Raw genomic sequence first — 21,770 nt, forward strand, 5'->3', positions numbered from 1 at the left:
GATCGGCGCCTGCTCGCACTGCGGGCGCCAATGCGGCACAATTGCGCGCATTAGTTTTCAGATGCCCTGGCTGACAGCCCTGGCAGGAGTTTCCATGTCCCTGATCATCACCGACGATTGCATCAATTGCGACGTCTGCGAACCCGAGTGCCCGAACGCTGCCATTTCCCAAGGTGAAGAGATCTACGTGATCGACCCTAACCTGTGCACGCAGTGTGTTGGCCACTATGACGAACCCCAGTGCCAGCAGGTGTGCCCGGTGGATTGCATTCCATTGGATGAAGCTCATCCGGAGTCGGAAGAGCAGCTGATGGAGAAGTACCGGAAGATTACCGGTAAGGCTTAAGGGCCTCTTCGCGAGCAAGCCCGCTCCCACATTAAACCCAGTTCCAACATGAGAATGCGGTCGAATGTGGGAGCGGGCTTGCTCGCGAAGGCGGCATCAGCCATCACACAGCAATCAGCTCTGGCACCTAGGGCAAAACACACTCGCCCGCTGCCCCAGCACCACATTGCGCAGCTCAGTCCCGCAGACCTTGCATGCTTCGCCACCCCGGCCATAAACAAACAGTTCCTGCTGGAAATACCCCGGCTGTCCGTCCCCACCGATAAAGTCCCGCAACGTAGTACCGCCGCGCTCGATGGCAGCGGCCAGCACGCGCTTGATCTCGATCGCCAGCTTCAGATAACGCGCCCGCGAAATACCACCCGCCTCACGACGCGGATCAATCCCCGCCGCAAATAGCGCTTCCGTCGCGTAGATATTGCCCACGCCTACCACCACCGCGTTGTCCATGATGAACGGCTTCACCGCCATCGAACGCCCACGGGACAGTTTGAACAACCGCTCGCCATCGAACAGGTCGGTCAACGGCTCCGGACCCAGGCGAATCAACAACTCGTGGTTGTGCGGGTCCTGGCTCCAGAGCATCGCGCCAAAACGCCGAGGATCGGTGTAGCGCAGGGCCAGGCCCGACTCCAACTCGATATCCACGTGTTCATGTTTGGCCGCCGGCAAGCCGGCTTCAACCAATCGCAGGTTGCCCGACATGCCCAAGTGGCTGATCAAGGTGCCCACTTCGGCATTGATCAACAGGTACTTGGCCCGCCGTTCCACCAGCACGATGCGCTGCCCGGACAGGCGCACATCCAGGTCTTCCGGGATCGGCCAGCGCAGGCGCCGCTCACGTACCACCACGCGGCTGACGCGCTGGCCTTCCAGGTGTGGCGCGATTCCGCGCCGGGTGGTTTCGACTTCAGGTAACTCGGGCATGCAGACCTCTTGAAGAAGGGTTTAGTGGGTGCCCAACTCGCGGATCGACAGCTTCATGCTTTCGAAGTCGTAGTCCGACAGGCCCACGTAGTCCAGCACCATATGGCCAATGGCATTCCACTCATGGTCCACAGCCTGGTTGCCCAGCACGCGGTAGGACGAGCAGATGTGCTCGGCCATCTTCAGGATCGCCAGCAGGTTTTTAAGCTGCGGGTTGCGCGAAGACTCGTCGCTGAATATCGCCAAGGCGTTGTGGTGGTTGGCGATGGCGTCGGTCACGTGCTCCGGCAGGCGCCAGGATTTGGCGGTGTAGTAGCCCACCACGGCATGGTTGGTGTTGAACGCGTTGTTCTCGGTGTCGACCACGCGGCAGTCCGCGCCGGCATTGGCGTAGGCCTCTTCCAGCACGGCCATGTAGTTGGGGAAGCGCTTGAGCATCAACGGCACGCCGCAATCGTGGAACAGGCCCAGGGCATAGGCTTCGTCCACGGCTTGGGAGCCGGTGCGCTTGGCCAGGGTGAGGCAAGTCATGGCCACATCCTGGGCGGTGTCCCAGAAGCGGTTGAGGGTGACGATGGTGTCGTCGCTCATCTCGCCCTTGATCGACTGCGCGTTGATCAGATTGATGATCGAACGACTGCCCAGCAGGTTCACCGCGCGCTGGATCGAGGCGATCTTGTTGCTCAGGCCGTAATACGGCGAGTTGACGATTTTCAGCAATGCGCCGGACAGGCCAGGGTCCTGGGAGATCAACCGCGCGATCACTTCCAGGTCCGGGTCGGGCATGTATTGCTCCATCTGCAGATCCACCATGATCTGCGGTTGGGGCGGCACGCTGATGCCTTGCAGGGCCTGTTGGATCTGCTCGGCGGAAAGCTCTTGGGACATAAGTACACACTCTGGGCTAGGCGGGGATTCTAACCCCGATGGCAATCTGACCGACACCTCAAAAACCTGAACTGAAACCCAATTAAATGTGGGAGCGGGCTTGCTCGCGAAGGCGGTGTATCAGTGAAGGATTAGTTGGCTGACCCGCCGCCTTCGCGAGCAAGCCCGCTCCCACATGTCCGGCGGCGCCGCCAACTCCTACACAACACGGTATACTCCCGCTCTTTTTTCCGGAGCGACGTCATGTCCCTGCCAAGCCTGCGTCTCAAAGCCAACGCCGATCGTCGTTTGCGCAACGGCCACCTGTGGGTCTACAGCAACGAAATCGACGTGGCCGCCACCCCACTCCACGGCTTCCAGGCAGGCGACCAGGCTATCCTGGAAGCGGCCGGCGGCAAGACCCTGGGCATCGTGGCCATGAGCCCGAACAACCTGATCTGCGCCCGCCTGCTCTCGCGCGACATCAAGTTGCCGTTGGACAAGTCGCTGCTGGTGCACCGCCTGAACGTCGCCCTGTCCCTGCGTGATCGCCTGTTCGACAAGCCGTTCTACCGCCTTGTCTACGGCGATTCCGACCTGTTGCCAGGCCTGGTCGTCGACCGTTTCGGCGACATCCTGGTGGTACAGATCGCCTCCGCGACCATGGAAGCCCATAAGGAAGACGTGATCGCTGCGCTGACCCAAGTGCTCAAGCCTAGCGGCATCCTGTTCAAGAACGACTCCGCCGCACGCGACGCCGAAGGCCTCAACCGCTACGTTGAAACCGTGTTCGGCCTGGTGCCGGAGTGGGTTGCGCTGGAAGAAAACGGCGTGAAATTCGAAGCCCCAGTGATTCAGGGCCAGAAAACCGGCTGGTTCTACGACCACCGCATGAACCGCGCACGCCTGGCCCCGTATGCCAAAGGCAAACGCGTGCTCGACCTATACAGCTACATCGGCGGCTGGGGCGTGCAAGCTGCTGCCTTCGGCGCCAGTGAAGTGTTCTGCGTCGACGCCTCCGCCTTCGCTCTCGATGGCGTTGAGCGCAACGCCGCGCTGAACGGCTTCGCCGAGAAGATGACCTGCATCGAAGGCGACGTGTTTGAAGCCCTCAAAGAGCTGAAAGCCAGCGAAGAACGCTTCGACGTGATCGTCGCCGACCCACCGGCCTTCATCAAACGCAAAAAAGACATGAAGAACGGCGAAGGCGCCTACCGCCGGCTGAACGAGCAAGCCATGCGCCTGCTCAGCAAGGACGGCATCCTGGTCAGCGCTTCGTGCTCCATGCACTTGCCGGAAGATGACCTGCAGAACATCCTGCTGACCAGCGCCCGTCACTTGGACCGCAATATCCAGATGCTGGAGCGTGGCGGCCAGGGCCCGGATCACCCGGTGCACCCGGCGATTGCAGAGACGCGCTACATCAAGAGCATTACGTGCCGGTTGTTGCCTAACAGCTAAGTAAATCTAGAACGCAGATCAAAATGTGGGAGCGGGCTTGCTCGCGAATGCGGTGGATCAGTTACAGAGTTGTTAACTGACACACCGCATTCGCGAGCAAGTCGAATCGTCGCACCGCCGCTCCCACATTGTTTTGCGGCGTGTCAGGACCGCTTTTTCGTGCCACGACAATTGAATTCCATTTTCCGCAGACTAGTATCGGTTGCTGGTTCTACTTCCGGAAAACAAAAACAATGTCTGGGCCCACCCTTTCGCGCTTCATCCTCATCACCTGCATCTCCCTGATCAGCTTCTTCCCGATCAATATCCTGCTGCCCTCTTTTCCTGCCCTGTCCGCCCACTTCGATACGCCCACCGCCGATGTCGCACTGTCCATCAGCCTGTTCACGCTGGTTTTTGCGATCTCCCAACTGGTGGCCGGGCCGCTGTCGGATAAATGGGGGCGCAAGGAAGTGCTGGTCGGCTGCATCGGCCTGTCGATCCTCGGTGCCATCGGCTGCGCACTGGCGCAGGACTACCTGGGCTTTCTGCTGTTTCGCAGTGTGCAGGCAATGGGTTGTGGGTTCTTTGTATTGGGCCACGCGCTGGTGGAGGACTTGTTCGATGAGCAAGATCGCGCCCGCATACGCCTGTATTACATGACCTTGAGCGGCTCGTTTGTGGCGCTTTCGCCATTGATCGGCTCCTGGCTGCAAACCACCTTCGACTGGCAAGGCAGCTTCTACGGCTTTGCCCTGATGGCGCTGGGCATGTTGATCCACGCGTTGTGCATCTTGCCGTCGAAGTCCGCCAGCCCGCATCGCGAGCCGTTGTCGATCATCGGCACCCTCAAGGCCGTCATGCGCAATAAGCATTTCCTGCGCTACTGGTGGATCGCCGCGCTGGTCTTCGCCTGCTACTTCGCCCTCATCAGCGTCACACCGCTGATCTTCATGGATGCATTGAAGCTCTCCGAATACCAATACGCTTTGGTGCTGATGGTGTATGGCGTGGCCTACCTGCTCGGCGGGGTCGGGGCGTCGTATTTGCAGAAACGCATCCCCCTGTACCGGCAGATCAATATCGGCCTCGCCTTGCTGACAATCGCCGGTGGGCTGCTGACGTTGATCGTCAGTATGGACGCGATCACCACCGTGACCCTGCTGATCCCGATGCTGATCAGCGCCCTCGCCGTCACTCTGGTGCGACCCGCCGCGATTTCCGCAGCGATGCTACTGTTTTCAAACAGCGCCGGCACGGCGGCGTCGGCGGGCAACAGCATCATGTTTCTCACCGCCGCCGTCAGCAGCGCGGCGCTGGCCCAGGCGGGCGATCATTTGCTGCTGACCATCGCCCTCAGTTTTATCGTGTTCAGCCTATGGGGGCTGGTGACCAACCGCCAGGCTACGGCTCGCGCATCACCGGCGTGAGCAGCATGTCACTGGTCTGCAACTGCCGGTAACGCGGCTTCACCAGCTCGATCCTGCCTATGCGGATGTCGTGGATCAACATCTCGGTGTCCACGTAACCCTCCGGCAGTTGCGTCCAGACCAATGGGCCGCGATCGTCCCACTTGCCCTTCTCATCCAGGGCAAAGATGCGCGGTGGCTTGGAGTCGTGGCGGTAGCCGGTGTTCGGAATCGCCAGCACTTCGGGTTGTCCATCCAGGTCGAGATCCACTGCCCACAACACACAATTGGACTCGCACGGGGAGTGGGTTTCCAGGCTCAGCTCAGCAAACTGCTCGCTGCCTTTGGGCTTGGGGCCGATCCATTCCAGTTCGGCCTTGGGCCGGTTGGCGCGCTCCTTGGCGTATTGCTCGCTGAAGCTCAGCGCGGTGTCGTCCATCCGCTCGCGCAAGACGCGCCGCGAGTCCGCGTCAAGAATACGCTCTTTATCCAGGTCGACCTGCAACTGGGCGTACGCTTCTTCACCCGCCTTCTCCAGGCCGAAACGCAGGTAGTGCGCATCAAAGGCCTCAGCCTTGGTGCGCCCGTCGAGCAAGCGTTGCACCTGATCATTCACACTAATCTGTACCGGGTTGAGCAGCGGCGTGTTGATCAACACCACCAGCGCACAAAACAGCAACGCCAGCGCTGGGTTGGTCACGCGCAAGTTGCCCAGCCACACCGGTTTACGCAACACCACCGCCCACACCGCCGCCAGGCCGTACAAACCGCACAGCAACGCCGCCGCCAGGGCGATGAAGCGTTGCGGCGACAAGGCGTATTGCTCAACCCGCAGCCAGCTCGAATAAAACGCCAGCGCCGCGAGGACCGGCAGGCACAACAGGCTCAACTCGATAAAGCGCGTCAGCCACTGGGGATAGGGCCGGGGCTGCCGGCCATCCTGGAACACCCCGTTGAGCAGGAACAACTGCGCACCCGCCAACACCAACAAAATCGGCGTGGAGTAGCCCGTGGCCCAGATCCGCCCGAGCCCGGTAAACGGCAGGGCCAGGGTAAACAGCACACTGATCAGCGCAATCAACGGCAGCAGCAGGCCACAGGCACTGAGTAGCATGCTGCGCATCTGGCCGATGACCTTCTCGCTGCGCGCCGCCAAGTACATGCCGAGCGCGAACACCAGCGGCAGGGCGAAACACAGGAACAACTCACTCCAGAAGTGCCGCTCGAAAAACTCGATGCCCAGCATCAGGAACAGACGGCTCCACAGCTTGAGCAACGCCATGAACAGCCCCACCAGGATCAACGCATAGAGCACGATAAACACACTGTTCCAGGCTTGCTGGAACAGGTCTTCATAGCGCCAGCGCTGGCCTTTGGCAGAGGGCCAGGCGAACAGGAAGCTGGCACAGACGTAGCTCAGCACCACCACGCTGATAAACCAGGAGTTGATCGCCCAACGATTGTTGTCGATATGCTCGACGCCGTAACACACCCACAGCGTCATGCCGCCCATCAGCAGGGTAAACACCAGCGTCGGCAACAACGAACGCCAGTGTCGGACTTTTTCCCCGAGCAACTGCAACGTGGTGCCGCCCACCAGGGCCAGGGTGTAGGTGACAAAAAACAGCGCTTCGTTTACGCGATAAAGCTGGTCGGAGTAATAGAAGGCGATTCCCTGGACCAGGCCGATCAGCAGGTAGAACCCAAGAAAACGATTGATACCGGGCATTCCAGTTCCTTTGGAGTGGGGAGGGGCAAAAAAGGCCGCCAGTCTAAACAAAGCCGCAGGCCCTGTATTGCCCCGTTCCCTCCAGCCTCCAGCGGTGTAGAATCGGCCCTATTCATCGCCAGTCATCCCCCGGCGGGTTTATGAGCTCGAGGCCCAAGCAAGCGGCGATCCCGCGACGCGAGTGGCAACTTCCGGACACACGGCCATTTTTCGGGTGTTCCAGACGTCAATAGAAGCTCACTCCCCATTGATACCTGATTAGCCGCCCGGAGTGCTCCATGCCAGATTACCGCTCGAAAACATCCACCCATGGCCGCAACATGGCCGGCGCACGCGCACTGTGGCGCGCCACGGGGATGAAAGATGACGACTTCAAGAAGCCGATCATCGCGATTGCCAACTCGTTTACCCAATTCGTACCGGGCCACGTCCACCTAAAGGACCTGGGCCAACTGGTCGCCCGCGAGATCGAGCGCGCTGGCGGCGTTGCCAAGGAATTCAACACCATCGCCGTGGACGACGGCATCGCCATGGGCCATGACGGCATGCTGTATTCCCTGCCGAGCCGCGAGATCATCGCCGACTCCGTGGAATACATGGTCAACGCCCACTGCGCCGACGCCATCGTGTGCATCTCCAACTGCGACAAGATCACCCCCGGCATGCTGATGGCCTCCCTGCGCCTGAACATTCCGGTGATCTTCGTTTCCGGCGGCCCGATGGAAGCCGGCAAGACCAAGCTCGCCTCCCACGGCCTGGACCTGGTGGACGCCATGGTCATCGCCGCCGATTCCAGCGCTTCTGACGAGAAGGTCGCGGAATACGAGCGCAGTGCTTGCCCAACCTGCGGTTCGTGCTCCGGCATGTTCACTGCCAACTCGATGAACTGCCTGGTGGAAGCCCTGGGCCTGGCCTTGCCGGGCAACGGTTCCACGCTCGCCACCCACAGCGACCGCGAGCAACTGTTCCTGCAGGCCGGCCGCACCATCGTCGAGCTGTGCAAGCGTTACTACGGCGAGAACGACGAGTCGGTGTTGCCGCGCAACATCGCCAACTTCAAGGCGTTCGAAAACGCCATGACCTTGGACATCGCCATGGGCGGTTCCACCAACACCATCCTGCACTTGCTGGCCGCCGCCCAGGAAGCCGAGATCGATTTCGACCTGCGCGACATCGACCGTCTGTCCCGCCACGTGCCGCAACTGTGCAAGGTCGCGCCGAACATCCAGAAGTACCACATGGAAGACGTGCACCGTGCCGGCGGGATCTTCTCGATCCTCGGCTCCCTGGCCCGTGGCGGCTTGCTGCACACCGACCTGCCGACCGTGCACAGCAAGTCCATCGCCGAAGGCATCGCCAAGTGGGACATCACCCAGACTGACGACGAAGCCGTGCACACCTTCTTCAAGGCCGGCCCGGCGGGCATCCCGACCCAGACCGCGTTCAGCCAGTCGACCCGTTGGGACACCCTGGACGACGACCGTGAGAACGGCTGCATCCGCAGTGTCGAGCACGCCTATTCGCAAGAAGGCGGCCTGGCCGTGCTGTACGGCAACATTGCCCTGGACGGCTGCGTGGTGAAAACCGCCGGTGTGGATGAATCCATCCACGTCTTCGAAGGCCGCGCCAAGATCTACGAAAGCCAGGACAGCTCGGTTCGCGGCATCCTCGCTGACGAAGTGAAGGAAGGCGACATCGTGATCATCCGCTACGAAGGCCCGAAAGGCGGCCCGGGTATGCAGGAGATGCTGTACCCGACGTCCTACCTGAAATCCAAGGGCCTGGGCAAAGCCTGCGCCTTGCTGACCGACGGGCGTTTCTCTGGTGGCACCTCGGGCCTGTCCATCGGCCACGCTTCGCCGGAAGCCGCTGCCGGTGGCGCGATTGGCCTGGTGCAGGATGGCGACAAGGTACTGATCGACATTCCGAACCGCTCGATCAACCTGTTGATCAGCGATGAAGAACTGGCGGCACGCCGGGTTGAGCAAGACAAGAAAGGTTGGAAGCCGGTTGAGAAGCGTCCGCGTAAAGTGACGACTGCGTTGAAGGCCTACGCCCTGCTGGCCACCAGTGCCGACAAGGGTGCTGTGCGTAACAAGGCGATGCTTGACGGTCTGTAAGACTCGCTCATAAAAATGCCCCGCACATGCGGGGCATTTTTTTGCCTGGCCAAAACCCTCCAGAACACTGGAGATCAAAATGTGGGAGCGGGCTTGCTCGCGAAGGCGGTCTGTCAGTTACAGGTGTGTTGCCTGACCCACCGTCTTCGCGAGCAAGCCCGCTCCCACAGGGGTACTGCGGCGGGTCTTAAAATTGCGGCTTGTAGGTCACGCTGAACATCATGTTTCGCGGGTCGCCAAAGTAGTTGTTGCCCACCAACTGGCTATACGAAGGGATGTAGTAGCGCTTGTCCAAGATGTTGTTCACGTTCACCGCCAAGGTCACTTCATCACTGGCCTCATAGGCAACCCGCGAATTGAAGATGGCAAAACCGGCCTGGCCGAAGTTGCGGTCAAAACTGGTGGTGGCCGTTTGTGCATTAACCCCTGCCCCTAGGCTGATGCGGCTCAAATCTCCTGGCAGTTTGTAATCACTCCAAATCCGCAGCATGTGCTTGGGCACCGCCGTACTGAACACCTTGCCTTTGAGTTCGGTGTCTTTCAAAAACACGGTGGTGTTGTAGGTATAGCTGCTGCTGATCTGCAAACCCGGCGCCAATTGGCCGCTGATCTCAGCCTCCAGCCCCTGGCTGCGCACCTTGCCCGAAGCGGTGGAGCAGTACCAACCACTGCAAGCGTTGGGGCCGTCAATGTCCGTACTGAAATCCGTGACGGCGCGGTTTTCGTGGATATAGCGGAACAGTGCCAGGGAGGTATTGAGACGGCCATCCATCAACTCGCCCTTGATGCCCACCTCGTAGTTGCGCCCCTCAATGGGCGGCAGACCGGTCTTTTGCTGGGTCAGTTGAGTTTGCGGGATAAACACTTCGGCGTAGCTGCCGTACACCGACCACTGGTCATCCAGTGCATACACCAGCCCAGCAAACGGTGTGACCTTGCCATTGCTCTTGACCGAGTTTTTCTCGCCGCCCTCTTCGTACTGACGGGCGTAGTAGTTGTCCTGGTCAAAGGCAAAGTCATACCAGCTGGTGCGGGCACCGAGGATCAATGTGAGGGGGTCCGTCAGGTTGATCCGCCAAGTGCCGTATAGACCTTTTTGGGTGATGTCGTAGGTGCTCAAGGCCAGGTTGGCGCGATCGGCAATGCTGTTGTAGGTCGGCTCCGGGCGGTGATGGTCGATAGCACCAATATCGGCACCCGGCGTGAAGGCGCGGGCATAACCATCGTCGGTGTTGTACTTGGAATAGTTGCCGCCCAGCACCAGGCTTTGCTTGAACGACAGCGCTTCGAAGTCGCCGCTGACGTAGGCGTCGAAGCCACGATTTTTGCCGTAGAAGTCGGTGGAATAGTCGGCGTAGTTACCGCTTTTGGTACTACCCACCGGTACCGCGCCGACGATGAACTGATACGTCGCTTCATTGGACTCATTCATCGCCAACGCCGAAGCGTTGAATTTCCAATGGTCGTTAAAGCGATGCTCAAGATCCAGGTACACCGCGGTCTGGTCGTTGAACGAACGGTTCCAACTCGCCCCGGTGTACGTGGAGCGCGATACATCCAGCGCGCTGCCGTCGGTGTGGCGCGGCAAGGCAATCAGATACGGCCGCCCGTGGCTCTTCTTGTTGCTGAAACCGACGCCCAGGGTAGTGTCGTCGTCCAGGTCAAAGTCCAGCGCACCGTAGACGGTCTGCTCCCAGTTCCACACGTAGTCGGTGAAGGAATGGCCCTTCTCATAGTTGACCACCGCCCGCCCACGGATCGTCCCGGCTTCGTTCAACGGGCCGCCGACGTCCGCCTGGGACGCATAACGGTCCCAGCTACCCGCCTTGGCGCTCAAGGTCACAGTGGGTGCCGCTTGTGGGCGTTTACGCACCAGGTTCACCGCACCGCCCGGACTGTTGGCACCTTGCAGCAAGCCGGCCGCACCACGCAGGACTTCCATACGGTCGTAGATCACCATGTTCTCGGTGATGTAGCTGCCCAGCGCATACACGTTGCGGGGCACCGGTACGCCGTCGTATTGCAGCGATTCAATCTCGAAACCCCGCGCAAACATGAACATCCCCGGCCCTGGCGACTTGACCGACGCCATGCCCGGCACCGCTTCAATCGCTTGGGTCAGGGTGCTGATGTTCTGGTCATCCATGGCCTTGCGTGTCAGCACGCTGACGGACTGTGGGATGTCCTTGAGCTTTTGCGTACCTTTGCCGATGGTCACGGCACCGGTGGTGTAGGAACCGCTACCTTCGGTGGTCGTCCCCAGGTGGTCAGCGCTGATGGTAGTCGCGCCGACTTCGAGGGCGCTTCCAGTGTCCACGCGCTTTTCGAGGGTGACGGTATCGGCATTGATAAAGGCCGCGCTGAGCCCGGTGCCGCCGAGCAATAGGCCGAGTGCCTCGCGCTGCCCCAGATTGCCACTCACCCCTGGCGATACCACACCTTGAGTCAGCTCACCGGACACCAGCACCTGAACCCGCGTCACCGCCGAAAACGCCGCCAGCGCACCGTCCAGGCTTTGCCCTGGAATATCGAAGCGATAGCTCTGGGCCTGGGTGGTCTGAGCGGCCTGCAAGGACAGTGGCGCAGTGCAACTGGCGATGGAAATGGCCAGTGCCAACAAAGGCCGTGCGGCGAATCGGTGTGCCATGGATGATGCTCCCCGGTGCAAAAAGTCTGTGATCGGCGCTGCACTACTTGAGAGTGCTTACTATTTGCGCCTCAGTGATCAAGGACGATGCCGTACGGAGAAACCCTGAAAATATTTTGAAAAAGTTGCACTCAGGATGCTTTGCCTTCGCGCAACACCAACAAATACGGGGTGTAGTGCTCGGCGTGCAGGTTGAGGGTGTACTCCAACGCCTTGATTACTGCATCGGGTTTGTCGATCTCGAACACGCCGGACACCACGCGGTTACGCAACGCATCCCCCAGTACCAACGTTTTTCCGGGCCAGTAGCGGTTCAGCTCGGTGACCACTTCCGACAGCGGCTGCTGGCGAAACACCAATTGCCGCTGACGCCAGGCAAAGCCGCTAGCCGGGTCGAAACCGTGGACATCGGCCAGGTGCTGGTCCTGATATTCCACGGCCAGCCCAGGTTCCAGGTACACCGGTGTGCCGCTGCCGGCACTGACCTGCACCTTGCCTTGGGCCACTTGCACTCGCGTCTGCGCATCACGCCGTGCCACGCTGAATTGGGTGCCGACCACCTTGACCCAGCCATCGCCGGACTGCACCACGAACGGCCGCGTCGGGTCTTTGGTCACGCTGAAAAAACCTTCGCCGCGCAGCAGACGAATCTGACGCTCACCGCCGCTCATACGCACTTGAATCGCGCTGTCGGTATTGAGTTGTAACTGGGAGCCGTCCGCCAATTCAACGGTACGAGACTCACCGGTGCCGGTGGCGTAGTCCGCACGCAGGCGGTCCAGCCAAGGGGTGTTTTGTACGGTCAGCCCCACCGCCAGCAACACGGCGGCGGCGCAGGCCCAACGTCGCGCAGGTTTGCGCCAGGCGGCCTGTTCGGCGCGGCGCACCACCCGAGCCGGCTCACGCAAGCCGCCGAGCAGCGCCTGCACTTCCTGCCAGGCATCATCCTGGGCCTGGCCTTGGCCGAGCCAGGCGGCAAAATTTTCCATTTCGGCTGGGGTGACGTCCTCGGCCTGCAGGCGGAAGTACCAGCCGGATGCTTCTTCGAACAATTCGTCGGCTGTGGGGGTGGCGGTCATGACCGACGTCCTTGTGTGTCGCAGGCGAGCCGCGTCTTGATGTAGGCGCGGCATTCAATCAAGGCGCGACGCAATTGGTATTCCACACTGCGCGGGGTGATGGACAGACGTTCGCCAATCTCGCGGTAGGAAAGTTCGTCGACATGATAGAGCAGGAAGATCTGCCGAGTCGCTTCGGGCAACGCCAGGATTGCGTCCTGCATCAGTTGTTCCTGCTGGTAGGCGGCCAATTGTTCGTCGGCACCAGGGTTGGTGCACGGCAGTTCTTCGCTGGGTTCGCCAGCATCGAGGCGCTCGCGGCGGATGGCCTGGCGCTGGTGATCGCGCACCAGGTTGCTGGCGATGGTGAAGAGAAAGGCTGGGAGGTTATCGATCTTCTCGCCCGAATCCAGGCGCGCCAGACGCAGGAACGATTCCTGGGTCAGGTCAGCAGCCACCTGGGCGCTGCCCGTGCGTCGGGTGACGAAGGCTTCGAGGGCTTTTTTCTGCTCCGCGAACAGGCGCGCGATCTGCGAATTCCAGGAGAGCACGGCACGACCTTGAGAAGAACGAGGGGTTCAGGAGGTGCGCACGCTAGCAGAGGATGAGATTGGTTCGCAATTGATATCTATTTTTTACTGTGGGTTCGGCGGCGTTCTTGAGGCCGTCTTCGCGAGCAAGCACGCTCCCACATTTTGACCGCATTCTCATGATGAAACTCGGTCAACTGTGGGAGCTGGCTTGCCTGCGATGGGGGCAACTCGGTATTACTGAATTTCCTCCGGCTTAACGATCACCCAGTTCTTATCGGCAGTCACCGGCAACCCTTCTTTGGCCTGCGCCGATGCATGCTTGGCCATCATGCCGTTGAGCTGGGTCATGTATTTGTCTTTACGGTTGACCCACAAATGGATGCCACCCTTGGCCACGTCTACATCATGGAACAGCATGTAGCCGTCGCTGCTGGGCGTATCCCCGCCGACGATCACCGGCTTCTTCCACTCGTCGATATAGGTGAGGATCGCCGCATGTTTACCGGCCATCCAGGTTGCCGGGGTCCACAGGTAAGGCGTGAGTTCCAGGCCGAGGTTGGCTTTCTCGTCATATTTTCCAGCGGCGATTTGTTTGCGCGCGGTGGTCAGCTCGCCGGTCTTGCGGTCCTTGAGCAACGTGCTCACACCGATGACGTTCTCGGGTTTGACGTTGTAGCCGTACTTCGGATCGGCGGCGACCATGCGCACCAGCTCTTCCGAGGCGGCGGTCATCACGTACACCTCAATGCCGTTTTCCATCAACTTGTTGTACAGCTCGGCCTGGCCGGTGAAGACCTTCGGCGGCTGCACCTCGGAGTTCTTCACCACGTCGCCTTCGTAATAGGTGACGGGCACGGGCTTGCCGGAGGCCATCAGCTCATCCACGTAGCCCTTGAGTTCCTTGAGGGTGAAGCCGGAAAAAATCTGCGCAACCCATGGGTAGCAGACCATGTCGTCGACTTCGCAGAGGCGATAGTAGTAGCTGAACAGGCTTTCCTTGTGGTCGGCGGTGTCTTTGAACGGGATCAGCTTGAGGGACGGGTCCATGCTGTCGCGGGTGATCAGGCCCTTGTTTTCCAGATAGGGCAGCAAGGACTCTTCGAGGTCGTAGCGGTAGCTGGTGTTGTCCATGTCGAACACCGCAAAGTTACCCTTGTTGGCGTTGGCGGCGATCATTTCGTTCAGTTGCTTGGCGGCAGGCGCCGGCCAGTGTTTCAACTCGGTGGCGGCGAATGCCTGGCTGACAAGGCCAAGGCAGAAGGCGGCGGCAAGCAGTTTTGGCGCGAGCTTCATGAGCGTTTTCTCCCTGAGTGAAAGACATCGACGCTAACAAATCTGTGTGACAGTTCCCGTCCGAGCGCGACCGCTTGCGTCGTGATTGCGCCAATGCCGTACGCCTGGGCTTCAGCGGCTTATTCCAAAAACGACAGTCACCATTCCATCTTGTTATTAATTCATTAGATATCAAGCTGTTAGGCTTTCCGGTTCGCAATCGCAGGCTCACGCGATTGGCAGCCTCTTACGGAGCTTCAATGAATCTGCCCCTGATTCTCAACTTACTGGTGTTCGTGGCCCTGTTACTGGGCCTGGCACAAACCCGTCGTACCAATTGGAGCCTGGCCAAGAAGGTGTTGTTTGCCTTGGTGCTGGGCGTGGCGTTTGGTGTGGCGCTGCATTCGATCTACGGCGCCGGTAACCCGGTGCTCAAGGCCTCTATCGGCTGGTTTGACCTGGTCGGCAATGGCTATGTGCAATTGCTGCAAATGATCGTGATCCCGCTGGTATTTGCCTCGATCCTCAGCGCTGTGGCCCGTCTGCACAACGCTGCGTCCCTGGGCAAAATCAGCTTCCTGACCATCGGCACCCTGCTGTTCACCACTGCCATTGCGGCGTTGATCGGCATCGGCCTGACCAACCTGTTCGGCCTTACCGCCGAAGGCCTGGTGGCCGGCACCCAGGAAATGGCACGCCTGCAAGTGATCCAGAGTGACTACGCGGGCAAGGTCGCCGACCTGAATATCCCGCAACTGCTGCTGTCGTTCGTGCCGTCGAACCCGTTCGCCGATCTGGCCCGGGCCAAGCCGACGTCGATCATCAGCGTAGTGATTTTTGCTGCATTCCTGGGGGTTGCCGCGCTGCAACTGCTCAAGGATGACGTGGAAAAAGGCCAGAAAGTCCTCAACGCCATCGACACCCTGCAAGCCTGGGTGATGCGCCTGGTGCGCCTGGTGATGAAGCTCACGCCCTACGGTGTATTGGCGTTGATGACCAAGGTGGTCGCCGGTTCCAACCTGCAGGACATCATCAAGCTCGGCAGTTTTGTGGTGGTGTCGTACCTGGCCCTGGGCCTGATGTTCGTAGTGCACGGCCTGCTGCTGTCCCTGGCCGGCATCAACCCGCTGCGTTTCTTCCGCAAAGTGTGGCCGGTACTGACGTTTGCCTTCACCAGCCGCTCCAGCGCCGCAGCCATTCCGCTGAGCATTGAAGCGCAGACCCGCCGCCTCGGCATCCCGCAGTCCATCGCCGGGTTCGCGGCCTCGTTTGGTGCAACCATCGGCCAGAACGGCTGCGCCGGCCTCTACCCCGCCATGTTGGCGGTGATGGTCGCGCCGACCGTGGGCATCAATCCGCTGGACCCGCTGTGGATCGCGACCCTGGTGGCGATTGTGACGTTGAGTTCGGCAGGGGTTGCCGGCGTTGGCGGCGGTGCGACGTTTGCCGCGTTGATCGTGCTGCCGGCCATGGGTTTGCCAGTGTCACTGGTGGCGCTGCTGATTTCGGTGGAGCCGCTGATCGACATGGGCCGTACGGCGCTGAACGTGAACGGCTCGATGACAGCGGGGGCGATTACCAGCCAGATCATGGGGCAGACGGATAAGGCGATGTTGGATGCCGATGAGCATGCTGAGTTAGCGCAGGCCTGATAGACCGCATTCGCGAGCAAGCCCGCTCCCACAGTTTGACCACATTCTCATGTTAGAACTCGGTCAAATGTGAGAGCGGGCTTGCTCGCGAAGCTCTTAGGCTTTTTCCCAAACCTCAAAGTTGTACGCCGGTTTGTCACCCTCAGCCGGATTCTCTAGATTCGACACCAGCTTCCACTGCCCCTGATCAAACTCCGGAAACCAAGCATCCCCTTCCGGGCTCAGCGCCACCCGCGTCAAATACAGGCGATCCGCCTGCTCCAGACCCTGCGCATACAACTGCGCGCCGCCGATCAGCATCAGCTCATCAACGCCCTGCGCCAGCGCCCATGCTTCTGCGCGCTCTACCGCTGCATCCAGCGACGGAAAAACTTCCGCACCTTCAAGCGTCAGATCGGTCTGACGGCTGACCACGATGTTCAAGCGCCCCGGTAACGGTCGGCCCAGGGAATCCCAGGTCTTGCGCCCCATGATGATCGGCTTGCCAAGCGTGGTGGCCTTGAAATATTTGAAATCGCCCGGCAAATGCCAGGGCATGCTGTTGTCGACGCCGATCACGCGGTTTTCACCGAGGGCTGCGATCAGGCTTAAAGCGAGAGTTTTTTTCATGGCGACGAGAATACCAGAGCCCCGAGCCAGGGGTTATGCTCCAGGCTCACAAACACAACAGGACAGCGCGTGACTCCTCTGCACACACTCTGGCTGACAGAAACCGTGCGCCTGCGCGAAGAACACGCAGGGCCCCTGGAAGACCTGGAAGCCAATCGCCTGGCCCGCGCGGCCGGTGGCGACTTGCCGACGCGCATTCAACAGCGCGCCTTGCACCTGGCCGAACGTGACGGCCTGACAGTCGCCCTCACCCGCTGGCTGCAAGGGGCACGCCTGGCGCTGGTGCTGCTGGCGATTGTCGCGGTGGTCAGCGGCGCCGGTTTGGCCTTTGCCGCGCTGGGTAACGGCTTGACCCCGGTGAATGTGTTCTGGGCGCTCGGCAGCCTGCTCGGCTTGAATCTGATCCTGCTGATCAGCTGGGCCCTGGGCCTACTGTTTGCCGGCGAGCATGGCGCCAGCCTTGGGCGCCTGTGGTTATGGCTCAGCGAAAAACTCGCCCGTGACGCCAAGGCTGCGCAACTGGCGCCAGCGCTTTTATTGCTGCTGCAACGCCAGAAGCTCAACCGCTGGGCCGTCGGCGTGTTGGTCAACAGCCTGTGGCTGCTGGCATTGCTCAGCGCACTGGTGATTCTGCTTACGCTGCTTGCCACACGCCGTTACGGTTTTGTGTGGGAAACCACCATTCTCAGTGCCGACACCTTCGTCGCGGTGACTCAAGCATTGGGCACCCTGCCCGCCCTGCTGGGCTTCAACGTGCCCACCGTCGAGATGATCCGCACCAGCGGCGATTCTGCCCTGAATATCGAAAGCGCTCGCCAAGCCTGGGCCGCCTGGCTGGTGGGTGTGTTGCTGGTCTACGGCCTGCTGCCGCGCCTGATCCTCGCTCTGCTGTGCCTGTGGCGCTGGAAACGCGGGCGCGCCGCCCTGCGCCTGGACCTCAACCTGCCCGGCTACAGCCATTTGCGCGAACGCCTGATGCCCAGCAGCGAACGTCTCGGCGTCAACGACGCCGCACCCGATCAACTGCACCACGTCACCGGCGGCGTCAGCGAACTGCACAGCGACGGCGCGCTGCTGGTGGCCATCGAGCTGGACGACCAGCACCCGTGGCCGCCCGAGCTGCCCGCCAGCGTGAACAACGCCGGCATCCTCGACAGCCGTGAATCGCGCAACAAGCTGCTGGAACAACTCACGCGCTTCCCACCTGCACGCCTGGCCATCGCCTGCGACCCACGTCGCTCGCCGGATCGCGGCAGCCTGGCGCTGATCGCCGAGCTGGCGCGCAGCGCCACCGAAACACGGGTGTGGCTGCTGCAAGCCCCGCCCGGCCAAGCCCTGGATGCCGAGCGACTGGGCGACTGGCACGCCGCGCTGCAGCAATTGGAGCTGCCCTTCGCCGACAGCGCGCCGCTGAATTGGCTGGAGACCGGTCATGACTAAACCGCTGAAACTGGCCGTGGTCGGCCACACCAATGTCGGCAAGACCTCGCTGCTGCGCACCCTGACACGCGACGTGGGTTTTGGCGAAGTCTCCCATCGCCCCAGCACCACCCGGCATGTGGAAGGTGCACGCTTGTCGGTGGATGGCGAAGCACTGTTGGAGCTGTACGACACCCCCGGCCTGGAAGATGCCATCGCCCTGCTCGATTATCTGGAACGCCTGGACCGCCCTGGCGAACGCCTCGACGGCCCGGCCCGCCTGGCGCGCTTCCTCGAAGGTAGCGAAGCACGCCAGCGTTTCGAGCAGGAAGCCAAAGTACTGCGCCAGTTGCTGGCCTCCGACGCCGGCCTGTACGTAATCGACGCCCGCGAGCCAGTACTGGCCAAATACCGTGACGAGCTGCAAGTGCTGGCCAGTTGCGGCAAGCCGCTGCTGCCGGTGCTCAACTTTGTCAGCAGCAGCGACCATCGCGAGCCGGACTGGCGTGAAGCCCTCGCCCGCCTGGGCTTGCATGCGCTGGTGCGCTTCGACAGCGTGGCACCACCGGAAGACGGCGAACGGCGCCTGTATGAAAGCCTCGCCCTGCTGCTGGAAAGCGCACGACCGCAATTGGAACGCTTGATCCTGGATCAAGAGGCCCAACGCCAGGCCCGTCAGCAAAGCGCTGCCCGCTTGATCGCCGAACTGCTGATCGACTGCGCCGCCTGCCGTCGCAGCGTGGTGACGGAAGATGAGCCGCAAGCCATCAACGAGCTGCGCAAGGCCATACGCCAACGTGAACAAAAATGCGTGGAAGCGCTGCTCAAGCTCTTCGGTTTCCGCCCGCAGGACGCCGCCGCCAGTGACTTGCCGCTGCTGGACGGACGCTGGGGCGACGACCTGTTCAACCCCGAGACCCTCAAACAACTAGGGGTGCGCGTCGGTGGCGGGATCGCCGCAGGCGCGGCAGCCGGTGCCGGTGTGGATCTACTGGTGGGCGGCCTGACGCTGGGCGCCGCCGCCCTCGCCGGTGCGATTGCCGGTGGCGCGCTGCAAACCGCGCGCAGCTATGGCAGCCGCCTGCTGGGCAAAATCAAAGGCCAACGCGAGCTGACCGTAGACGACAGCGTGCTGCGCCTGCTCGCCCTGCGCCAACGCCAGCTGCTCAAGGCCCTGAACCTGCGCGGCCACGCGGCGATGCACAGCATCAAGGTCGACACGCCTCAAGACAAAACCTGGCGCGAAGGCAAATTGCCGGACGCCCTGCACAAAGCCCGCGCCCATCCGCAATGGTCATCCCTCAACCCCCACGCCAAGCTGAGCCAGGCCGAGCGCCAGGAGCAGGTCGAGGCGTTGGCTCAACGCCTAGACGAAGCGTGACCCGATTAATGTGCGTACCACGTTAAGCCTAGAAACGTGGTGCCAAGGGATCGGATCAGTTCCTTGTCGACGTTGTCGGCCACCCCGTTGCGGTCGACGTCGCTGTTGGTAAACGTCTCGAGCACCCCATCGCTGTCTCCGTCATAGGCTGCGGCATTGCAGACCAGCGACGCTTGTCCGCCAGATGTCGTGCTCTCCCGAAAGTCGAACTTGACCGAGTTTGGGCGTCCTTTTTTGCCGAAATGATCCACATACACGACAAGTGTGCGCCGCCAATGGCTGGCTGGATTGAACCAGTTGAGCCTCAAAAAGCTGTCGGCGAAGCTGGCGATCCTGGACTTGTTCAGGTCAAGCGCATCGTGATGGCTACGTCCTGTCCATCTCGCACAAGAGGACATGTCGCTGCCGACGATGTCGTGGATCAATTCATCGGGCCTGCCAACTCGTTGCTGATAGAAGTGCAGAATGACGGTATTGGCGTGACCGTTGCCATGCAGGTCCTGGGCAATAGCTTTCAAATAGCGCATCCGGGTTGCTCCTTTGATTTAAGAAGCAAACACCTTAGTGACACGCTGGCCGATGCTATAGGCGTCGCATCTGCGTTTAGCGTAAGGCCAGTCTATGCAGCTAGTAGCCGGGCGGCCTTGAATTTGAGCAATTTCAAATCCAACACCGGCACGTTCAGTTCCTTGGCCTGTTCATCCCAGTGACGCATGCGCAGACTCACCGCGCACAGAGGGTCCTGTTCGAAGGAGTGGGCTTCGTCCGCGCTCATCACTCCACCCTGATAAGCCAACGTGCGACGGCTGGCTTCGCTCAACCGGGCGTAATAGTCCGGCTGGCTGAACGTCAGGTAACGCTTGGCCTGCACGTGATACTCCACCAGCTTGGCCATGCGCTCGCTGAAGCCTGCGCGACGTAGATAATCCGCCCCCAGCCGTTCATGGCTGACGACACCGTAGCCGCCCATGTTGTCTGCGCCCTGCCCGCAGAGGTGACCGATGTCGTGGAAAAACGCCGCCAGCACCACTTCATCGTCAAAGCCCTCGGCCATCGCCCGTTGCGCGGCCTGGGACATATGCTCGATCTGCGACACCGGCTCGCCGATGTAATCCGCCGCGCCGTGTTGCTCATACAAGCCGAATACGTCGGCAATTGCCTGTTCCGGGCTCATCACACGGCTCCCCACAAAGTGCTGATATTGCGCTCGGCCAGCGCCGGCCCGACGCTCATGCCCACGCCCGTGTGCATCAACGCTGCACTCACCCCCGGTGCCGCGCGCAGGAACGAAAACGGCCCCGGCCCGCGTGAGCCGTACACACCCTGCCAACGCTCCACCACTTGGATCTTGCCGCCCAGGGTCTGCTCGGCCAACTCGATCATCCAGTCATCCACCCGCTCGGCATTGAACGGCGAGGCATCACTGCCGTAGTCGTGGGAGTCGCCGATGATCAGTTCGCCATGGGGCGTCGGGCTGATCAACAGGTGGATGCCGTGTTCATGCAGGTGCGGTACCTCGCGCAGGATCTGCGCCTGCACCGCCGCAGCCTCGGGCAGATCGGCGAAGGCGCCGTAGTGCACGCAACTCAGGCCGGTGAGCAAGGCGTGTTGCAGGTTGAGATTCACCGCCGGTCGGGCACGCAGCATTTGCAGGCGGCAGATGCTCGGGTTGAGCTCGGCCAGCGCGTCGGCCAGCAGGGTTTGGTAGTCATGGCCGGAACACACGATGATCTGCTCGCCACGAAAGCTGCCTGCTGTGCTGTGAAGCTGGCCGGGTTCGACGTCGCGCACCAGCGTGGAGAAGTGAAACTCCACGTTCAATTCCTGGCTGAGGTAGTGGATCAACGCCGGGATCGCTTCGCGCGAATACAGTTGCTGGTCATCCTGGCCGTGCAGTGCAGCGCGGTGATGGCGAAATTGGCCGCCGTACACATCCTTCATCGCCGCTCCTTGCAGCAACTCGACGTTGTAGCCGTACTCTTTTGCGCGGCCGGCGCAGAAGGCTTCCAACAGATGCTCTTCGGCTTCGGTACGGGCGAACAGGTATGAGCCGTTGCGCTTGAGTTGCAGGCCTGCGACCTGGGCCCAATGGCCCCAGATATCGCGGCTTTCCCGCGCCAGGTCGAGCATCGTGCCCGGCGGTTGGCCGGTAACCAGGGCCTGGCCGAAGTTGCGCACCGAAGCGCCCAGCGGCGTGGCGCTGCGTTCGAAGACCTTGACCTTGAGGCCGCGTTTGGCGGCGGCGTAGGCGTGGGACAGGCCGAGGATGCCGGCGCCAACAATGAGCAGATCATTTTGTTGTGTCATGCAGTGATGTCCTGAATTCAAAGCCGCTTTCGCGAGCAAGCCCGCTCCCACAGT

At 61.1% G+C, this 21,770-nt stretch carries 18 protein-coding genes; 7 read left to right on the plus strand and 11 right to left on the minus strand.

Translation table 11 applies throughout. The features are described 5' to 3' along the window. Positions 1-94 precede the first annotated feature (94 nt). The gene (locus tag HF257_RS32390) at positions 95-346 is read left to right on the plus strand and encodes a YfhL family 4Fe-4S dicluster ferredoxin (protein ID WP_008364838.1); all 252 of its coding nucleotides are present in this window, start codon (positions 95-97) and stop codon (positions 344-346) included. Positions 347-460: 114 nt separating this feature from the next. Here the strand turns inward: HF257_RS32390 and mutM are convergent, their stop codons facing one another. Continuing rightward, positions 461-1,273 carry a bifunctional DNA-formamidopyrimidine glycosylase/DNA-(apurinic or apyrimidinic site) lyase gene (gene mutM / locus HF257_RS32395; RefSeq protein ID WP_185709723.1) on the minus strand — a complete coding sequence of 271 codons (813 nt, stop codon included), beginning with the start codon at positions 1,271-1,273 and terminating at the stop codon, positions 461-463. A 21-nt stretch (positions 1,274-1,294) separates the two neighbouring features. Then, complete coding sequence (locus tag HF257_RS32400; RefSeq protein ID WP_185709827.1) at positions 1,295-2,107, minus strand: HDOD domain-containing protein; 813 nt, start codon at positions 2,105-2,107, stop codon at positions 1,295-1,297. Between the two features lie 297 nt (positions 2,108-2,404). Here HF257_RS32400 and HF257_RS32405 point away from each other — a divergent pair, with 297 nt between their 5' ends. Together HF257_RS32405 and HF257_RS32410 are read left to right on the plus strand one after the other, a co-directional pair. After that, a complete protein-coding gene (locus tag HF257_RS32405; protein ID WP_003195152.1) occupies positions 2,405-3,601 on the plus strand; it encodes a class I SAM-dependent rRNA methyltransferase in 1,197 nt (398 codons plus the stop codon). A gap of 233 nt (positions 3,602-3,834) precedes the next feature. Further along, positions 3,835-5,010 carry an MFS transporter gene (locus HF257_RS32410; RefSeq protein ID WP_185709724.1) on the plus strand — a complete coding sequence of 392 codons (1,176 nt, stop codon included), beginning with the start codon at positions 3,835-3,837 and terminating at the stop codon, positions 5,008-5,010. Here the strand turns inward: HF257_RS32410 and HF257_RS32415 are convergent. After that, the gene (locus HF257_RS32415) at positions 4,985-6,718 is read right to left on the minus strand and encodes a DUF4153 domain-containing protein (protein WP_185709725.1); all 1,734 of its coding nucleotides are present in this window, start codon (positions 6,716-6,718) and stop codon (positions 4,985-4,987) included. The two genes, HF257_RS32410 and HF257_RS32415, sit on opposite strands and share 26 nt — an antisense overlap. Before the next feature lie 278 nt (positions 6,719-6,996). Between HF257_RS32415 and ilvD the strand changes: the two genes are divergently transcribed. Continuing rightward, the gene (gene ilvD / locus HF257_RS32420; protein ID WP_078050582.1) at positions 6,997-8,838 is read left to right on the plus strand and encodes a dihydroxy-acid dehydratase; all 1,842 of its coding nucleotides are present in this window, start codon (positions 6,997-6,999) and stop codon (positions 8,836-8,838) included. A 187-nt stretch (positions 8,839-9,025) separates the two neighbouring features. Here the strand turns inward: ilvD and HF257_RS32425 are convergent, their stop codons facing one another. From HF257_RS32425 to HF257_RS32440, 4 genes are all read right to left on the minus strand, one after another. Beyond that, positions 9,026-11,485, minus strand: a complete 2,460-nt coding sequence (locus tag HF257_RS32425; RefSeq protein WP_185709726.1) for a TonB-dependent siderophore receptor — start codon at positions 11,483-11,485, stop codon at positions 9,026-9,028. Between the two features lie 131 nt (positions 11,486-11,616). Beyond that, positions 11,617-12,564 (minus strand): FecR family protein, encoded by a 948-nt coding sequence (locus tag HF257_RS32430; protein ID WP_185709727.1) that lies wholly within the window; start codon positions 12,562-12,564, stop codon positions 11,617-11,619. Then, positions 12,561-13,094 (minus strand): RNA polymerase sigma factor, encoded by a 534-nt coding sequence (locus HF257_RS32435; RefSeq protein WP_135291902.1) that lies wholly within the window; start codon positions 13,092-13,094, stop codon positions 12,561-12,563. The genes HF257_RS32430 and HF257_RS32435 overlap by 4 nt, the downstream gene beginning before the upstream one ends. A 216-nt stretch (positions 13,095-13,310) precedes the next feature. Next, positions 13,311-14,369, minus strand: a complete 1,059-nt coding sequence (locus HF257_RS32440; RefSeq protein WP_185709728.1) for an HAD family hydrolase — start codon at positions 14,367-14,369, stop codon at positions 13,311-13,313. Between the two features lie 239 nt (positions 14,370-14,608). Here HF257_RS32440 and HF257_RS32445 point away from each other — a divergent pair, with 239 nt between their 5' ends. Beyond that, positions 14,609-16,000 (plus strand): L-cystine transporter, encoded by a 1,392-nt coding sequence (locus HF257_RS32445; protein WP_185709729.1) that lies wholly within the window; start codon positions 14,609-14,611, stop codon positions 15,998-16,000. Between the two features lie 96 nt (positions 16,001-16,096). On the opposite strand, the gene HF257_RS32450 is transcribed toward HF257_RS32445, so the two are convergent. Further along, positions 16,097-16,609 carry a dihydrofolate reductase gene (locus HF257_RS32450; RefSeq protein ID WP_185709730.1) on the minus strand — a complete coding sequence of 171 codons (513 nt, stop codon included), beginning with the start codon at positions 16,607-16,609 and terminating at the stop codon, positions 16,097-16,099. Between the two features lie 69 nt (positions 16,610-16,678). On the opposite strand from HF257_RS32450, the gene HF257_RS32455 reads away from it, so the two are divergent. Together HF257_RS32455 and HF257_RS32460 are read left to right on the plus strand one after the other, a co-directional pair. Next, the gene (locus HF257_RS32455) at positions 16,679-18,049 is read left to right on the plus strand and encodes a DUF2868 domain-containing protein (RefSeq protein WP_185709731.1); all 1,371 of its coding nucleotides are present in this window, start codon (positions 16,679-16,681) and stop codon (positions 18,047-18,049) included. After that, positions 18,042-19,409 (plus strand): DUF3482 domain-containing protein, encoded by a 1,368-nt coding sequence (locus HF257_RS32460; RefSeq protein ID WP_185709732.1) that lies wholly within the window; start codon positions 18,042-18,044, stop codon positions 19,407-19,409. Before HF257_RS32455 ends, HF257_RS32460 begins: the two co-directional genes overlap by 8 nt. A 5-nt stretch (positions 19,410-19,414) precedes the next feature. On the opposite strand, the gene HF257_RS32465 is transcribed toward HF257_RS32460, so the two are convergent. The 3 genes from HF257_RS32465 to HF257_RS32475 all read right to left on the minus strand — a co-directional run bounded on the left by HF257_RS32465 (position 19,415) and on the right by HF257_RS32475 (position 21,716). Beyond that, a complete protein-coding gene (locus tag HF257_RS32465; protein WP_185709733.1) occupies positions 19,415-19,936 on the minus strand; it encodes a hypothetical protein in 522 nt (173 codons plus the stop codon). A 92-nt stretch (positions 19,937-20,028) separates the two neighbouring features. Continuing rightward, the gene (locus HF257_RS32470; protein WP_185709734.1) at positions 20,029-20,583 is read right to left on the minus strand and encodes a phosphonate degradation HD-domain oxygenase; all 555 of its coding nucleotides are present in this window, start codon (positions 20,581-20,583) and stop codon (positions 20,029-20,031) included. After that, positions 20,583-21,716: a TIGR03364 family FAD-dependent oxidoreductase gene (locus tag HF257_RS32475; RefSeq protein WP_185709735.1), complete on the minus strand. Its 1,134-nt coding sequence runs from the start codon at positions 21,714-21,716 to the stop codon at positions 20,583-20,585. Before HF257_RS32475 ends, HF257_RS32470 begins: the two co-directional genes overlap by 1 nt. Between the last annotated feature and the right edge of the window lie 54 nt (positions 21,717-21,770).

The sequence above is a fragment of the Pseudomonas cremoris genome (assembly GCF_014230465.1).

What these genes read in the sequence shown, in the direction of transcription:
- HF257_RS32390 (WP_008364838.1), top strand. Translation starts at nt 95, where the DNA reads ATGTCCCTGATCATCACCGACGATTGCATCAATTGCGACGTCTGCGAA.
- mutM (WP_185709723.1), bottom strand. Translation starts at nt 1,273, where the DNA reads ATGCCCGAGTTACCTGAAGTCGAAACCACCCGGCGCGGAATCGCGCCA.
- HF257_RS32405 (WP_003195152.1), top strand. Translation starts at nt 2,405, where the DNA reads ATGTCCCTGCCAAGCCTGCGTCTCAAAGCCAACGCCGATCGTCGTTTG.
- HF257_RS32410 (WP_185709724.1), top strand. Translation starts at nt 3,835, where the DNA reads ATGTCTGGGCCCACCCTTTCGCGCTTCATCCTCATCACCTGCATCTCC.
- HF257_RS32415 (WP_185709725.1), bottom strand. Translation starts at nt 6,718, where the DNA reads ATGCCCGGTATCAATCGTTTTCTTGGGTTCTACCTGCTGATCGGCCTG.
- ilvD (WP_078050582.1), top strand. Translation starts at nt 6,997, where the DNA reads ATGCCAGATTACCGCTCGAAAACATCCACCCATGGCCGCAACATGGCC.
- HF257_RS32425 (WP_185709726.1), bottom strand. Translation starts at nt 11,485, where the DNA reads ATGGCACACCGATTCGCCGCACGGCCTTTGTTGGCACTGGCCATTTCC.
- HF257_RS32430 (WP_185709727.1), bottom strand. Translation starts at nt 12,564, where the DNA reads ATGACCGCCACCCCCACAGCCGACGAATTGTTCGAAGAAGCATCCGGC.
- HF257_RS32440 (WP_185709728.1), bottom strand. Translation starts at nt 14,369, where the DNA reads ATGAAGCTCGCGCCAAAACTGCTTGCCGCCGCCTTCTGCCTTGGCCTT.
- HF257_RS32445 (WP_185709729.1), top strand. Translation starts at nt 14,609, where the DNA reads ATGAATCTGCCCCTGATTCTCAACTTACTGGTGTTCGTGGCCCTGTTA.
- HF257_RS32450 (WP_185709730.1), bottom strand. Translation starts at nt 16,609, where the DNA reads ATGAAAAAAACTCTCGCTTTAAGCCTGATCGCAGCCCTCGGTGAAAAC.
- HF257_RS32460 (WP_185709732.1), top strand. Translation starts at nt 18,042, where the DNA reads ATGACTAAACCGCTGAAACTGGCCGTGGTCGGCCACACCAATGTCGGC.
- HF257_RS32465 (WP_185709733.1), bottom strand. Translation starts at nt 19,936, where the DNA reads ATGCGCTATTTGAAAGCTATTGCCCAGGACCTGCATGGCAACGGTCAC.
- HF257_RS32470 (WP_185709734.1), bottom strand. Translation starts at nt 20,583, where the DNA reads ATGAGCCCGGAACAGGCAATTGCCGACGTATTCGGCTTGTATGAGCAA.
- HF257_RS32475 (WP_185709735.1), bottom strand. Translation starts at nt 21,716, where the DNA reads ATGACACAACAAAATGATCTGCTCATTGTTGGCGCCGGCATCCTCGGC.